Genomic DNA, 14,096 nt, shown 5'->3' on the forward strand with positions numbered 1-14,096 from the left:
GTCAGGGTGACCGTGCCTCCCGCGCTGCCGAGAGCATTAAGTGCTCGCTGGATCTCAACCTGATCAGCGGTGCCGTCGCAGATGTAATCCGCGAGCACCTTTAACTCTTCCGGACTGTCGTGTGCGGTGACCAGAATGGTGTTACTCGTGGAAACAGGGGCGACAGGCTCGCTATTTTCCTGCATAAATGTTAAGATAACCATCGTGCTCATGAATATCGCGAGCAGCACGAGGATTCCCATATTTATTGCACTCTGAATCATGATTTGTTTGCCGTGGACACTCCAGAGTTCTAACCTGAAGAGAGGCAACCTCCGTGACACTATTCTGTGTAACCAGCGGTACAGGGACATTCGTCTGCTAACTCAGGAGACCGATCTTCTTACTTGCATTTGCCTCGCGACACCCACGGAATTCAGCGGCATACCGCAAGGACTGGATGTAGTTGGTGATCCAATTATGAGATAGATAACGGGTAGCGATCGTCTTAACCAGACTATGGACATGAAAACGAAGTCAGTAACGCTCTCACAGATTAGATGGTGCCATTGTTGGGCTGCCATAAGTCCTCCCCGGTACAAGTCTCCAATCGGCGTAAATCAGACCCCCATTGAAACCTTCAACAATGATACTCACCACCCTGAATTAAGCTACCCCTTGAATTAAGCTGTCTTCGTGAGTCTATGGGATAGACCCTGTTGAGATTATGTTTCTGCAGTGGCGTTAGTGTGGCGTTTCCCCGATCTTCGACCAAGATCGAACCCTGGATCAGGGAGAACGGATATCCTGATCCCATAGAGAGCAGACGAATAATTTTAACAGAATCGCAAGCAGATCCTATCCACTCCTTGAGAGTCGGTCCTGCAATATGAAAGTTCCGGTTGCCTGGTAAAGATTATTCACGACCCAAATAGTCGACGGACAGGAGGTAACTGCACCGGTCAGCCCAATTCGGTCCATCGATGATGATAGCAGCCAGGGACCGACGTGGCCCAGAGAATTCGACTATAGCCGGTTATCCCGTACCTTCGGGAGAAAACACCGCACCGCATATCGTTCATCTCTGTGAGGTCAACTACCCCGCCCTGAAGGGCGGGGCTTGAAACTCTATCGTGTCGATAGTTCTCGTCTGGGTGGTTGAAGACCCCTGGCAGCCGGCATGCCGCCACCTCGACAAGTCTTGCCGTTCAATCAGCAACCCTAGAAAGTACAGCAGTTACAGTCGCCCGGTCGGTTTTGCTATGTCTGGCTACCCCGGAAGGGGAACTCTAGGAAAAGAAGGCTCCAAGGTCCAGGTGCCCCTTTCCTGATATGAAGAACAGACTCTTGCGATGAACACAGAACGGCATCAGTCCCCTGCTTCATCATCGGTCAGTGGGGGTAACTCTCATCATCTGCCGCATATTGTATTGAAGCGTTCGACCTGCATGAAGTTAATGGTTCGGCATTCCGGGCGGTCCTGCTGCCGGAACCATTCTATGCCCCGGTGGAGCCCGGGAACCTACAGGTGGGTCCCGGGAACCTACGGGACTGCCATACGCGCCGAGAGAGGCTCGCCCGTAGCCTTAATCGGGGCAAAGATATATATCGCCGAACTGCCAGTTTGGAACTCAACACTTCGAGGGAGGGAAGTCAATATTCCGGGATATCCGTACATGAAGGTCTTTCTCGAAGAGGGCGAGGACCTGCAGATGATGAAGAAGGCCGACTACGGGTCCAGATCCTCCGTAAACAGAAAAGTGACTGCCGGAGAAGAGATATGACATCCATGCGGCTGCAGGCCGTCGGAGATGTGCTTCTCTGGATCAGGAACGAAAAAAAACCGTTCGCCCTGATCCAGGACCAATTCCGGCAGAAAGACCTGCTCTTCGGGAACCTGGAGACGGTCCTCTCCGAGAGCGGCGATCCGAGCCAGAAGCGCTGGGTTAATACAACCCCGCCGGAAGCGGGCGATTACCTCAAAGACGCCGGGTTCGATATCCTCAGCCTGGCGAACAACCACACGCTCGACATGGGGCGGGAGGGGTTTGAGAAGACCCTTGAGGGTCTCGAATCCCGTGACATCGCCTACATCGGAGGGGTGCGAGGCGACGAACCTCCGGCAGGGCTGGTCGTCGAGAGAAACGGGATCCGGCTGGGGTTCCTCGGCTATACGAGCGGGAGATTTCGGTCCCCGCCGGGCGTCACAGTATCGAAACTGAAGAAGAAGGCCATCATCAATGACATCAGGGCACTGAAGGGCCGGTGCGACCATATCGTTGTCTCCCTGCACTGGGGGATCGAGAACACCTACTATCCTTCCCCTGACCAGACCAGACTTGCCCATGCCCTCATCGACAGCGGTGCAACCCTTATTCTCGGGCACCACTCACATACCATCCAGGGGCTGGAACGGTACAACGGCGGCCTGATCGCCTACTCCCTCGGGAACTTCCAGTTCGATACCGAGATCTTCAAAGAGAAGATTAACAGCACTATGATCCTCTCGGTAGATTTTGACCGGCACGGTATCCGGGGCTACACAGTCACCCCCGGCGTCATCAATAGCGACTTCCAACCGGAGGTGGCGAAGGGGCAGACCCGCGAGAAGGTGCAACGCTGGATAGCAAGGTGCTCTGATCGAGTGCAGAACGGAGAGGTCACCCGGCAGTGGTGGTTTGAGCAGATCAGCGAGGATTACCTGGCCTACAACCTGGAGAGTTACCGCTACCGCATCCGGCAGCACGGGTTCGCCCCCCTGGCCGAATGCGGGGTCTGGCTGGTGACGCCGTTCTGCCTGAACTGCTATGCCGGTCTGATCCGGAGACGGCTGAGGGGACGCAACACTGGGGGAGATGCATGAAGATACTACAGGTCACCCCGTTCTTCAAACCGCTCTGGGAGTCGGGGGGGGTGGCACGGGTCGCATACGACATCTCGCATACCCTCCACGAGAGCGGACACGATGTCACGGTCTATACGACTAACCGGAGCATCTACCCAAGCGACCTGCCGACGAACCGCCGGGTCGATGTCGACGGGATGAATGTCTACTACTTTGAAAATCTGCGAAAGTATTGCCCAATGGAGGCTGCGCCGGTGCTGCCTTACTACATGCCGGCGGTCGCACGAAGAGAGATGAACCAGTTTGACCTGGTCCACATCCACGACCACCGCACCATGCTCACCGTCATCGCGTCGCACTACGCGAGGAAGTGCGGCGTCCCCTACGTGCTCCAGGCGCACGGGGCGCTCCCGCAGGATACCGGTTCCAGGCGAATGAAACGACTCTTCGACCAACTCTGGTCGAAGGAGGTGATCCTCGGCGCCTCGGGGGTGATAGCGCTCAACGAGACAGAGGCAGAATGCTATCGCGCCCTGGGCGTCGCGGAGGAGAAGATCGCGATCTTCCCGAACGGCATCGACCCCGCTGAGCACTCTGACCTTCCGGCCCGCGGCAGGTTCCGTGCAGCGTGGGGCATCGACGGCGCCGCGAGGGTTGTGCTCTACTTAGGAAGGCTCGATCCAACGAAGGGGATCGACCTTCTGATCCGCTCGTTTGCGGAGGTCGCACGGGAGTTCGACGACGCTGTCCTCATGCTGGTGGGCGGGGACATGGGTCACAACGATGAGTTCAGGCAACGGGTCCGATCGCTCAACCTCGACGACCGGGTGGTCTTCACGGGGTTCGTGAGCAAGGAAGACAAGATGGCCGCATACACCGACGCCGACGTCTTCGTGACACCGAGTTTCACCGGCTTCCCTATGACGTTCCTCGAAGCATGCCTCTGCGGAACGCCCATCGTGACGACGGGGCAGGGGGACCTGCTCGAGTGGGTCGACAACACGGTCGGGTTCACTACAGAATACACGCCGGAAGCGTTCGCCGGTGCCATCGGGCGCCTGCTCGACGACGACGTCTTACGGGCCAGGTTCGGGGAACAGGCGAAGGAACTCGTCCGGACAAGGTACAACTGGCAGGCAATCGTCCGTGACATCGAGGGTTTCTATGCAGATGTCGCAAACAAGGGCCGGGATAGGAGTCTGCCTGCGGGAGCCGGAAGCGGGCTTCCGGGGCAAAATCTCTAAAAACCAAAAAAAAAGATGGGGCGGACCCGGATCGAGTCCGATAGTATTGACGAATTTACTCGCCGGCAGGCGCAACCGTCATGCCTTCGGTCCTGACGTTCTGGCCGCCTTCAACCAGGAACGCATCGGCCGAGTCGGAGGAGATCTCGCCCGAGTACTGGACGTTCTGGTTGTTCTTCGCCCAGACGAGTGTGTCAACCTGATCGCCGGAGGCGACGATATCCACCGATGCGTCACTGAACTGGCCGTTCGTACCGCCAAGGCTAGCACCCCTGCCGTCAATCCCGGCCGGGTTCACGAGCTCGAAGTTCTTGATCTGGATATTCTTCGCGAGATCGACCTGGATGCCGTAACCGTGCGAGTCAATGCTCGTGCAGTTCTCAAGCACCAGGGCGGGGTTCGCTGAACGGCTCGGGATACTGTAGTAGCCGGCCGGCTTACGGTAGGTGTAGTCGGTCTTCCCGGCACCGGTATCCTTCTCGACGCAATCGTAGAGCTTGCCGCCGTTCGTCGCGTAGAACCCATACAGGGAGTTGCTCTCCGCGGTGCAGTTCTTGAACGTCACATCAGCGTTCGGAGCATAGTAGCCGCACCCGAAGTAGTGCGTCGACATGTCGCTCTGCTTGTAGGGCACTGTCGGGTAGGGCTTCTGCCCGTTGTTCTTGCTCACGCAGTTCTCGAGGACTGCGTCCGTCACCGTGGGATCGAACTCGAAGTGGAACCCGGATTCCAGGTTGCCCTCCGCGAGACAGTCCGTCACCCTAAGACCATCCATGTCGTTCAACTCCGCAAAGTCGAACCCGGTGATCCAGGGGTTAAACGCCCCGTACTTGCCACAGTTGATCGCGGCGCAGTTCTCGTAGCGGACGTCCTTGATCACCTTATTGGAAGACCCCCAGGCATTGTGGAGGAACCCGTAAGTCCCGGTGTCCACGGCCTTGCAGTCGACGAACTCGACGTCCTCGAGGGTCGGAGCGTACACCGCCGGATCGTGAATCAGGAGGTAGACCGCCTGAATGCTTGCATCCGCCGTTCCCGTGACGTTGTGGATCGCAGCATGGCTCGCACGGACGGTAACTACACCGAGCCACTTGACGCCGCTGCTGTAGCCGCTCCCCTCGACGTGGAACCCGTCCAGCGTGACGTTCTCCTTATCAACGCTTATGCGCCCATCCTGGGTGAACACAAGGTTCGTCGCATCCGGACCCTGGCCGGAGAGCGTCGTGCCCGCTGCCGGTGCGATGACCCCGGCGCAGTTGAACGTGCCCTCGGTCAGGACGACCATACCGCCCTCCGGCAGTGCGGCTAGCGCTGCCTGGATCTCGGCCTGGTCATTGACTCCGTCACAGACATAGTCTGCCTGGTTCTTCGACAGTTCGGTGCTATCGTTTGCAGCCACGGTGAGCGTGGCCGGAGTTGCAGACTCGGCTGCACTTGCCGGAGCGAATGCCGGGATAAGGCAGCACGCCAGAAGTACTGCAGCCAGTCTTAGTATATTTTGCCTATCTGTCATGCCATTCAGCCTCTTTGTGAGGTATTACTACCGTCTTTCCATTACAGTATAAATATTTTATTGCCAAGATAAAATCCCATATGAGGCCAATTCAACAATATAGGACCCAAACACCCGGTTAGTTCGGGTTAAGACTCAGCACACCGGAGATAGAATCATACAAAAACATATTATACCATTGTTGAAATTGAAACCAAAAATTATAAATAGCCGCGCCTTCTGTCGCTGATCGTCGGGAACGGCCCTTCTCGAAACGCTTTCACGCAGAGCGGATGGATATTCGGTTCTGTGCGCCGGTATGACCCGGGAACCCCGGCCCTCACCGCCGGCCGGCGGTGCGAAACACCGCAGCCTCCGTCCCCCCAACCGGGATCCAAAGCCGCCGGAGCCGGATGTGGCAGGGAGTCCCGGTAAAACAGCCTGGAAGAGAGGCGATACGCCAATGAAGGCCAACGGTCTCACACGCCCCTATCCATGGCGGATCGCTCCAACGGCGCTCCACGGCACAATCTCTATATAGAACGTCCTCCCAGAGAGTGCCCCTATGCGAGTGGCATGCCTGACCTTCTGGTTCTACGACTACACCATTCAGATGGCAAACGAACTTGCCCGGCATACCGAGGTGCTGCTGCTCCTCCCCGACTACAGGTCGGAAGAGTACCTGGCGAGCATCGACCCGAAGGTGCAGGTCCACCTCTTCGGCTACTCCCGGTACGCCGGGAGGCTCGGTCCGTCGTGCTACCCGATGCTCAGGGAGATCGTCGCCGCAATCAACGATTTCGAGCCCGACGTCATCCACTTCCAGGTGAACAACCCCATGCTCTGCCCGCTCCTCCCCATGCTCCGGAAGTACCCGCTGGTGGCAACGTTCCATGACATCGAACCACATCCCGGCGAAGACCGTCTCCTGGATGTAGGCTCCCTGCTCTACCGGCTCACTCTCTTTACATCACGAGTCCTGCCCGACCGGATCTTCGTCCACGGGAATGCGCTCAAGAAGATCCTGGTGGAGAAGTACCACATTTCCGGCCGGAGAGTGCACGTCATCCCGATCGGTGAGCACGAAGTGGCGCCGTTTGTTAAGTTCGAGCAGGACGACGTGGAGCCCGACGGCCTCCGGGTTCTCTTTTTCGGCCGCATCCACCGCTACAAAGGGCTCGACTGCCTGATCCGGGCAGAGCCGCTCATCACCCGGGAAATCCCGAACGCCCGGATCGTCATCGCCGGAACGGGCGAGGACTTCGGCAGGTACGAGGAGGCGATGGCAGGCCGGGGCACGTTCGAGATCCACAACTACAGGATACCCTATGAAGAGGGCGCCCGGCTCTTCCAGCAGGCGAGCGTCGTGGTGCTCCCGTATCTCGAAGCTTCCCAGAGCGGCGTCGTACCGACCGCATACGGGTTCCGGCGGCCGGTGGTAGTCACAGACGTGGGGAGCCTGCCGGAGATTGTCGAAGATGGGGAGACCGGGTATGTCGTGCCCCCCCGCGACCCGGAAGCACTGGCTCGTGCAATCGTGAATCTGCTGAAGGATCCTGCGGCCTGCCGGCGCATGGGGGAGCAGGGCTACACGAAACTGAAGACAGACATGGCCTGGTCCACGATCGCGCGATCCCTCCTCGCGGTCTACGGCGAGCTGGCACCGATCCCGCGGAGGGGAAGAACTCCTGCAGATGAGGTCGTCACCGGGGCAGTTTCCGCAGGCAGAAAGGAACGATGAGCGGCAGCGGAGACGCGGGAGGACCCCCGTCCGGAACCGACACGCAAGAACAACCTGTCCCCCGAACTATCGACCATACGAAGGATTTAATAGACAGACCCGATAGTAAGTGCACGGCATACGGGCCTGCCACACGCCATACAAGAGGAAGATACATCTCCCGGATACAAGACCGATCAGAGACTTGCCAGAGGTACCACATACATGCACCTGTCTAACCCGTTCAGGATGAACGACTGGGATAACAAAACGTTTTTCTGGGTATTCCAGGCCTTCCAGGTTGCCTTCATCGGCGTAGTCTGCCTCGGCCTTGCCGGGTATCACATACCTATCGCACGGGAGGCCCTGGCCTTTCTCTACCTCACCTTCCTGCCCGGAGTCCTCGTGCTGAAGGCACTCAGGCTTCATAACCTCGGCACGATTGAGACGGTCCTCTACTCTGCCGGGTTGAGCCTTGCGGTCCTCATGCTCACCGGCCTTGCCGCAAACATCGCCTACCCGCTACTCGGATATACGCGGCCGTTCTCATTTGCAATTCTCTTTCTCACGATCATCGCCGTCGTGCAGGTTCTGCTCTACCTCGCGCTCACCAGGGATCCGGGACATGCCGGTGTGAATCAAAAGATGGAGATCTCCCTCTCTCCGGTAGCACCGTTCCTGATAATCCTCCCGTTCCTCGCGATCATCGGGACGCATATACGCGACGAGTATCACATGGTGACACTCCTCTTCCTGCTGCTCGTCCTGATCGCCGTAATTGGAATCGCCATAGGATCTGACCGTCTCATCCCGGTCTCCTGCTACCCACTGGCGGTCTACTCCATTGCGCTCGCGCTCCTCTACCATACTTCGCTGATATCGGAGTATGTCTGGGGCTATGACATCCACCACGAGCTCCACCTGGTAAACAGCGTTCTGATACCGGGGTTCTGGGACATGACCATCCCGTACAACACAAACGGGATGCTCTCCGTCGTTGTGCTCGCCCCCATCTACTCGCTCATCTGCGATCTGGATCCCGTCTGGGTCTTCAAGATCCTCTACCCCCTCCTCTTTGCGCTCGTGCCGCTCGGGCTCTACCGGGCGGTAGAGAAACAGACGAGCGCGAAGATCGGGTTTCTCTCGGTCTTCTTCTTCGTCTCGTTCTTTACATTCTATACAGAGATGATCTCCCTTGCCCGCCAGCAGATCGCGGAACTCTTTCTCGTGCTGACAGTCCTCGTGATGATCGATAAGTCCATGGACAGGGGCAGGCAGGCATTTCTCATGGTCACGTTCGGCTTTGCCATGATCGTCTCACATTACGGCCTCTCGTACATTTACCTCTTCTCGCTCATTCCGGCATGGCTGCTGCTGGTCACGCTTGAACGCCTGCCGCCTGGAATAGAGAAGAGACTCAACTGGATGACAGGCACCCCGGAGGTAGACCCGCTCTCCCCGGAGAGTACCGCTAAAAAATCACAGATCCGGACGCTTGTCCTCCCTTATATCCTCATCTTTGCCGCCCTCGCGTATTTCTGGTATTCGACGGTAGCCGAAGGCACGGCATTTGCTACCATCGCCGGCATCGGCGATAAGATATGGAACACCCTCTTTGCGGAATCCTTCGACCCGACAACCATCCAGGGAATGCATATCCTCACCAGCCAGTCGATCACACCCCTGCACAACCTGGCGAAGGTCGTCCATATCGCCACCCAGGGACTCATTGCCGTGGGACTGTTTGCAACCATCTTCAAGCGCGAACGGTGGCGCATTGAACCCGATTACCTCGCCGTCTCGCTCGTCTTCCTCCTCATCAACATAGCCGGCATCATCGTCCCGTTCTTTGCGAGCTCGCTCAACACCAGCCGGCTCTACCACATCACCCTGATCCTCCTTGCTCCGTTTGCAATCATCGGCGGTATAACGCTCTATGAGGCAATAGTCGAGAAGATACACGCCATCCAGGCCTTACCGTTCATGAAAACGGCCTATCAGGCGCTGTCGGTCTTTTTCGTCGTCTTCTTCCTCTTCAACAGCGGGGTCGTCTACCAGATTGTGAACGACAGCCCGACATCGATGGCGCTCGAAACCACCGGGGATAAGCCCGTCTTCAACGGCAAAGAGGTGCAGGGAGCAAGATGGCTCTTCTCGGAAGGGAGTGAGCGCCCCACCTATGTCGACGGCACGCGCTGGTGGCTCTTGCTGGGATTCAATCCGGGCTACCAGCGGTACCTCCCCACAAACCCGTCGCTGGTGGAGCCAAATTCCTACCTCTACTTCGGCACGTATAACCTTGTACGGGAGAGCGTCCGGATAGAAGTGCAGCAGGCCGTCACTGTGGCGGGCTACGTCGATGCCGGGCGGTTCACCTGGGACCAGAACAGGATCTACGATAATGCCGGCTCCGCCATCTACCTGCAGAGGTAGCAAGGCAGGACGGAAGTTATAGCCACCCTTTCTTCTTCAGGATCGCGGCGACCAGCAACGTGCCTGCAACGTACGTGCCGAGCCACGCATACCCCATGCCGATGAGGCCGAACCGGTTCATCATGGTGTAACCAAGTCCGAGCAGGCCGACACTGACGAACCCGCTGAGGATGATGAGGCTCCGGATCTCGTTTCTGACCTTGGCGATGGATATGAAGGTCTGGCATATAGAGACGAAGAGGGCGGAGAACGCAAGCACCCGGAGCAGGGCTATCCCTTCGACGTAGTCCTTGCCGATCAGGTTGAGGATCTGCTCCCCGAAGAGGGAGATCCCGAGGATTGCAGGAATCAGCAGAGCGAACATGCTTGCGAGCGTCCGAAGCACGCTCTTTTTCATCTCCCCCCCGTGACTCCCCTCGACAAAGAGCGAAGTCGTGAACGCGTACGGGATCATGAAGAGTATCGAGACGATCGCATAGGTGATGTAGTAGTTAGCGGTGCTCTCGGCCCCGAGCACGTGGAGCACCAGGATCGGGATGACCATGTTCGGGGCGGACATCAGCATCCCGGCAACGTATGCACCGGCGGAGAACTGCCATGCCTCCCGCAGGAAGACCCGGTCCACACCCAATGCCGGCCGGATGGAGCACCGGGCGAGGAGGAGAAGGGCGAAGATCAGCCCGAGGACGAACGAGAAACCGAAGGCGCTGAAGATGCCCGTCGCGCCGAGGAAGACCAGGGGGACGAGGAAGAGGATCCTCGACCCGTAGAGGAGGTTCAGGGCGAAATAGTGTTCGGATTTCCGTAGAGCGTTGAACGCACCCTCAAGAACCCAGGTGATAGAGTAAGCTCCGAGGAAGAGGAGGTAGAGCGGTGCAATCGTCTTTACGATCGTCAGTTCGGGGGATACGATGTCCACTGCGGCGATGAAGACCAGTCCCGCGCCGAGCGCCACCCCGGTCGGCACAAGGATGGCGGTTCCGAGCACCTTGTTCTTGTCGCGACTGGGGAAGAACCGGATCACCGACTGGTCCAGGCCGAGCCGGGAGATGAGAATGAGGAGCCCCATAGACGACATCAGAGCGGTTGCAATACCCACATCCGCCTGCGAATAGAGCCGGGCTGCGATCATCCAGAAGAAGAACCCAAACCCTGCAGCGACGAACGATGACGCCATGATGAAGAACGAGTTCCTGATAAGCGGCTCCCGGAACTGCTGCCTGACCTTGCTGAAGTTTTTGGGGAGTGCAACTGCCATCGGCGCCAGTATCGGACAGCACCTATATAGATGTATCCGCCGCTCCGACCTCTTCGAGGCTGCATAGCCGGTGGGAAGAGGTCTTCGATGCCACGCTGGCCGGTACAGCCCGGGGCTGCCTTCGCCCGGACAGGCAAGATTAAAATAAGATGGGTGGTCGGAGGATAACCCCGACTCCCGCTACAGACATTACAGTGAGGAGGTTCTGCCGAAGAAGAGATCGGCGAGCAGGGCAACATCGTTCCAGTCCACGGTGCCGTCTTCATCGAAGTCGGCAGCAGTATTGGAGCTGGTGGTTCCCTGCGCCATCCCGGCGGCGATCGTCACGTCGGCCCAGTCAACGCTGCCATCTCCGTTGAGGTCTCCCCTGACGGGAGCCGGGCTGGCGCCGACAACGATCTCCTTACTCATAACGTTGTTGTTCTCATCGCTCTCTGCAATCCGGTTGACATCGTCCACGTTGGCCTTCACGGTGTGGGTGCCGAGGGCGGCCTTCCAGGTTGCACCGGCCGAGCCGCCGCTGGCGGCCAGGGTGACCGATGCACCCGGAGCAATCGATGCGATGTGGGAATCGGACCAGACACCAGGACCAGCAGCCCCGTCATCGAAGGTGAAGATGACACCGTGCTTTACGCCCGCAGGCGTGGGAGCCGTCCCCTGGTTCTTGACCGTGGCCAGGAGCTTCACCGCGCTCCCGGGGGCCGGGCTTGCCGGCTCCCAGGAGATACCGGTCACCACAAGGTCCGGCTTCCCGGAGGGAACCGGTGTGGTGGGGGTCGGGGTGGGCGTCGATCCGGCCTTCAAGACCGTGATCTGCTCGGTGCGGACGTTGTTCGCTTCGTCGCTTTCGGCGATCCGGTTGACGTCATCCACGTTGGCCTTCACGGTGTGGGTACCGAGGGTGGCCTTCCAGGTTGCACCGGCCGAGCCGCCGTTCGCGGTCAGCGTGACCCATGCGCCCGGAGCGATCGAGCCGGTGTGGGTGTCGGACCAGACACCGGGGCCGGCGGCCCCGTCATCGAAGGTGAAGATGACACCGTGCTTCGCGCCCGCAGGCGTGGCGGCGTCACCCTGGTTCTTGATCGTGGCCGAGAGCGTTACCGCGCTCCCGGTGGCCGGGTCTGCCGGCTTCCAGGAGATATCGGTCACCACAAGGTCCGGCTTCCCGGAGGGAACCGGTGTGGTGGGGGTCGGAGTGGTTGGGGTAGTCGGCGTGGGAACCGGAACGGTCGGGGTCGGCACCGGAGCACCGGTGGACGTTACCTTCACGTTCTGGAGTTTCGCCTGACCGGCCGGAACCGTGCTCACGATGGTCACGCCGGAGGAACCGGCGGGGAGGGTCTTGGAGACGATCTCCATATCCTTCACGAGGACGTTTCGGGTGCCGTACCCCTCGATCACGAACGGCTTTGCGGAGTCAGAGACGATCTGGCCGGAGAAAAGGGTGTTCTCGTTCTCCTTCGCCCAGACCAGCGTCTCAGGACGGTTGCCCGACGCGTAGATGCTCACCTCGGCGTTGTCGAACTGACCGTTTGTGCCGCCGAGGCTTGAACCCTTACCGTTGTATCCGACCGGATCGATCAGGTGGAAGTTCCGGATCTTCACGTTGTTCGCGAGGTCGACCTGAAGGCCGTACGCGCGCGAGTTGATGCTCGTGCAGTTCTCCATCACCAGGGCAGGGTTAACCGAGCGGGACGGGACACTGTAGTAGCCGGCAGGTACCCGGTAGGAGAAGTCGGTCCTCCCGATGCCGGTGTCCTTCTCGACGCAGTTGTAGAGCTTACCACCGTTCGTCGTGTAGAACCCGTTCATGGAGTTGCCTTCCGCGACGCAGTTGATGAACGTTGCGTCGCAGTTCGGGGCGTAGTAGCCGCACCCGAAGTAGTGGGTCGACATGTCGTTTACGTTGTAAGCCTTCGTCGGGAAGGCTTTCTGCCCGTTGTTCCGGCTCGTGCAGTTTTCAAGGACTGCATTCGTCACCTTCGGATCGAATTCGAAGTGGAACCCGGACTCCAGGTTGCCTTCCGCGAGGCAGTTCGTCACGCGGAGGCCGTCCATGTCGTTTAACTCCGCAAAGTCGAATCCGGTGATCCAGGGATTGAACACGCCGAACTTGCCGCAGTTGATCGCGGCGCAGTTATCATAGCGGACGTTCTTGATCACCATGTTCGTCGATCCCCAGGCATTGTGGAGGAACCCATAGGTCCCGGTGTCCACGGCCTTGCAATTGACGAATTCGACGTCTTCGAGGGTCGGAGCGTATACTGTCGGATCGTGAATCAGGAGGTAGACTGCCTGGATGCTCGCATCCGCGGTGCCCGTGATGTTGTGGAGCTTTGCGTGGCTTGCCCGAATGTTTATTACACCGAGCCATTTGACGCCGCTGCTGTAGCCGCTCCCCTGGACATGGAACCCGTCAAGCGTGATAGACTCACGGTCGACGTTGATGCGCCCATCGCGGGTAAATTTCAGGAATGTCTCAGATTCACCTTCCCCCATGAGAGTGGAGCCTGCTTTGGGAGCAATGATCCCCGCACAGTTGTATGTGCCACTGGAAAGGAGGACAACACCGCCGGATGATGGCAGGGCATTCAGTGCTGCCTGAATCTCCACATGGTCATTGACCCCATCACAGACGTAGGCAGCCGATGCTTTATCGGCCGCACTGCTGTCGCTTGCCGCGACAATCGTGGTGGGGGTCGTCTCGAGTGCCCCGACGATCGGGATGAGCCCGATAATCAGAAACACTGCGATTAGAAGCTTCGTTGTCCGTCTATCTCTCACTATCTCACCTCTTGGGAGATACTGCATTATCTGATAGCAATGTTTTAAAATCTTTTTTAATTTAATTCAACGAAATATATAATTCCGAATGTTAAAAAAACTGCCAGATATCATTAAAATCACATATTTCCACTGTTTCATAAGTTCAACTTATAATAGAAAACTATATATAATAAATTAAACTTTAGCGCAGGCGCAACACCGATCCCCCGGCAAAACCGGAGAACCCAGGAGGGACCCCGGACCGGTGAGCGGACATCGGATGCAGAAGATCATCCAACAATCTTATGAAAAAAATTCGTGAGCTTAACGAGATCCGTGCCGGATCAATCAGGACGGCA

At 58.1% G+C, this 14,096-nt stretch carries 8 protein-coding genes and 1 pseudogene; 5 read left to right on the forward strand and 4 right to left on the reverse strand.

The window, feature by feature from the left end; translation table 11 throughout:
• Positions 1–242, reverse strand: a pseudogene (locus BRA49_RS05635) (hypothetical protein); the annotation flags it as partial.
• A gap of 1,236 nt (positions 243–1,478) precedes the next feature.
• Between BRA49_RS05635 and BRA49_RS05640 the strand changes: the two are divergent.
• The 3 genes from BRA49_RS05640 to BRA49_RS05650 are packed head-to-tail and all read left to right on the forward strand — an operon-like array spanning position 1,479 to position 4,068.
• Positions 1,479–1,763, forward strand: coding sequence for a hypothetical protein (locus BRA49_RS05640; protein WP_292384257.1), 285 nt, complete (start codon positions 1,479–1,481; stop codon positions 1,761–1,763).
• On the forward strand, positions 1,760–2,842 hold the full coding sequence (locus BRA49_RS05645) for a CapA family protein (protein ID WP_292384258.1): 1,083 nt from the start codon (positions 1,760–1,762) through the stop codon (positions 2,840–2,842). The genes BRA49_RS05640 and BRA49_RS05645 overlap by 4 nt, the downstream gene beginning before the upstream one ends.
• The gene (locus BRA49_RS05650) at positions 2,839–4,068 is read left to right on the forward strand and encodes a glycosyltransferase (RefSeq protein WP_292384260.1); all 1,230 of its coding nucleotides are present in this window, start codon (positions 2,839–2,841) and stop codon (positions 4,066–4,068) included. Before BRA49_RS05645 ends, BRA49_RS05650 begins: the two co-directional genes overlap by 4 nt.
• 55 nt (positions 4,069–4,123) lie before the next feature.
• Here the strand turns inward: BRA49_RS05650 and BRA49_RS05655 are convergent, their stop codons facing one another.
• Entirely contained in the window at positions 4,124–5,581 is a 1,458-nt protein-coding gene (locus BRA49_RS05655; RefSeq protein ID WP_292384261.1) for a right-handed parallel beta-helix repeat-containing protein, read from the reverse strand.
• A gap of 544 nt (positions 5,582–6,125) precedes the next feature.
• Here BRA49_RS05655 and BRA49_RS05660 point away from each other — a divergent pair.
• Together BRA49_RS05660 and BRA49_RS05665 are read left to right on the forward strand one after the other, a co-directional pair.
• Positions 6,126–7,301: a glycosyltransferase family 4 protein gene (locus BRA49_RS05660; RefSeq protein WP_292384263.1), complete on the forward strand. Its 1,176-nt coding sequence runs from the start codon at positions 6,126–6,128 to the stop codon at positions 7,299–7,301.
• Positions 7,302–7,505: 204 nt separating this feature from the next.
• Complete coding sequence (locus BRA49_RS05665; RefSeq protein ID WP_292384265.1) at positions 7,506–9,713, forward strand: DUF2206 domain-containing protein; 2,208 nt, start codon at positions 7,506–7,508, stop codon at positions 9,711–9,713.
• 16 nt (positions 9,714–9,729) lie between these two features.
• Here BRA49_RS05665 and BRA49_RS05670 read toward each other — a convergent pair whose 3' ends face one another.
• Positions 9,730–10,971: a lipopolysaccharide biosynthesis protein gene (locus BRA49_RS05670; RefSeq protein WP_292384267.1), complete on the reverse strand. Its 1,242-nt coding sequence runs from the start codon at positions 10,969–10,971 to the stop codon at positions 9,730–9,732.
• Positions 10,972–11,160: 189 nt separating this feature from the next.
• Positions 11,161–13,719: a CARDB domain-containing protein gene (locus BRA49_RS05675; protein WP_292384269.1), complete on the reverse strand. Its 2,559-nt coding sequence runs from the start codon at positions 13,717–13,719 to the stop codon at positions 11,161–11,163.
• Positions 13,720–14,096 lie beyond the last annotated feature (377 nt).

This window comes from Methanoculleus sp. UBA430, from assembly GCF_002506585.1.
Lineage (GTDB): Archaea > Halobacteriota > Methanomicrobia > Methanomicrobiales > Methanoculleaceae > Methanoculleus.

Bases quoted from the DNA above. Each gene is read 5' to 3' on its own strand.
- BRA49_RS05650 (WP_292384260.1), top strand. From the start codon at position 2,839: ATGAAGATACTACAGGTCACCCCGTTCTTCAAACCGCTCTGGGAGTCG.
- BRA49_RS05660 (WP_292384263.1), top strand. From the start codon at position 6,126: ATGCGAGTGGCATGCCTGACCTTCTGGTTCTACGACTACACCATTCAG.
- BRA49_RS05640 (WP_292384257.1), top strand. From the start codon at position 1,479: ATGCCCCGGTGGAGCCCGGGAACCTACAGGTGGGTCCCGGGAACCTAC.
- BRA49_RS05665 (WP_292384265.1), top strand. From the start codon at position 7,506: ATGCACCTGTCTAACCCGTTCAGGATGAACGACTGGGATAACAAAACG.
- BRA49_RS05670 (WP_292384267.1), bottom strand. From the start codon at position 10,971: ATGGCAGTTGCACTCCCCAAAAACTTCAGCAAGGTCAGGCAGCAGTTC.
- BRA49_RS05655 (WP_292384261.1), bottom strand. From the start codon at position 5,581: ATGACAGATAGGCAAAATATACTAAGACTGGCTGCAGTACTTCTGGCG.
- BRA49_RS05645 (WP_292384258.1), top strand. From the start codon at position 1,760: ATGACATCCATGCGGCTGCAGGCCGTCGGAGATGTGCTTCTCTGGATC.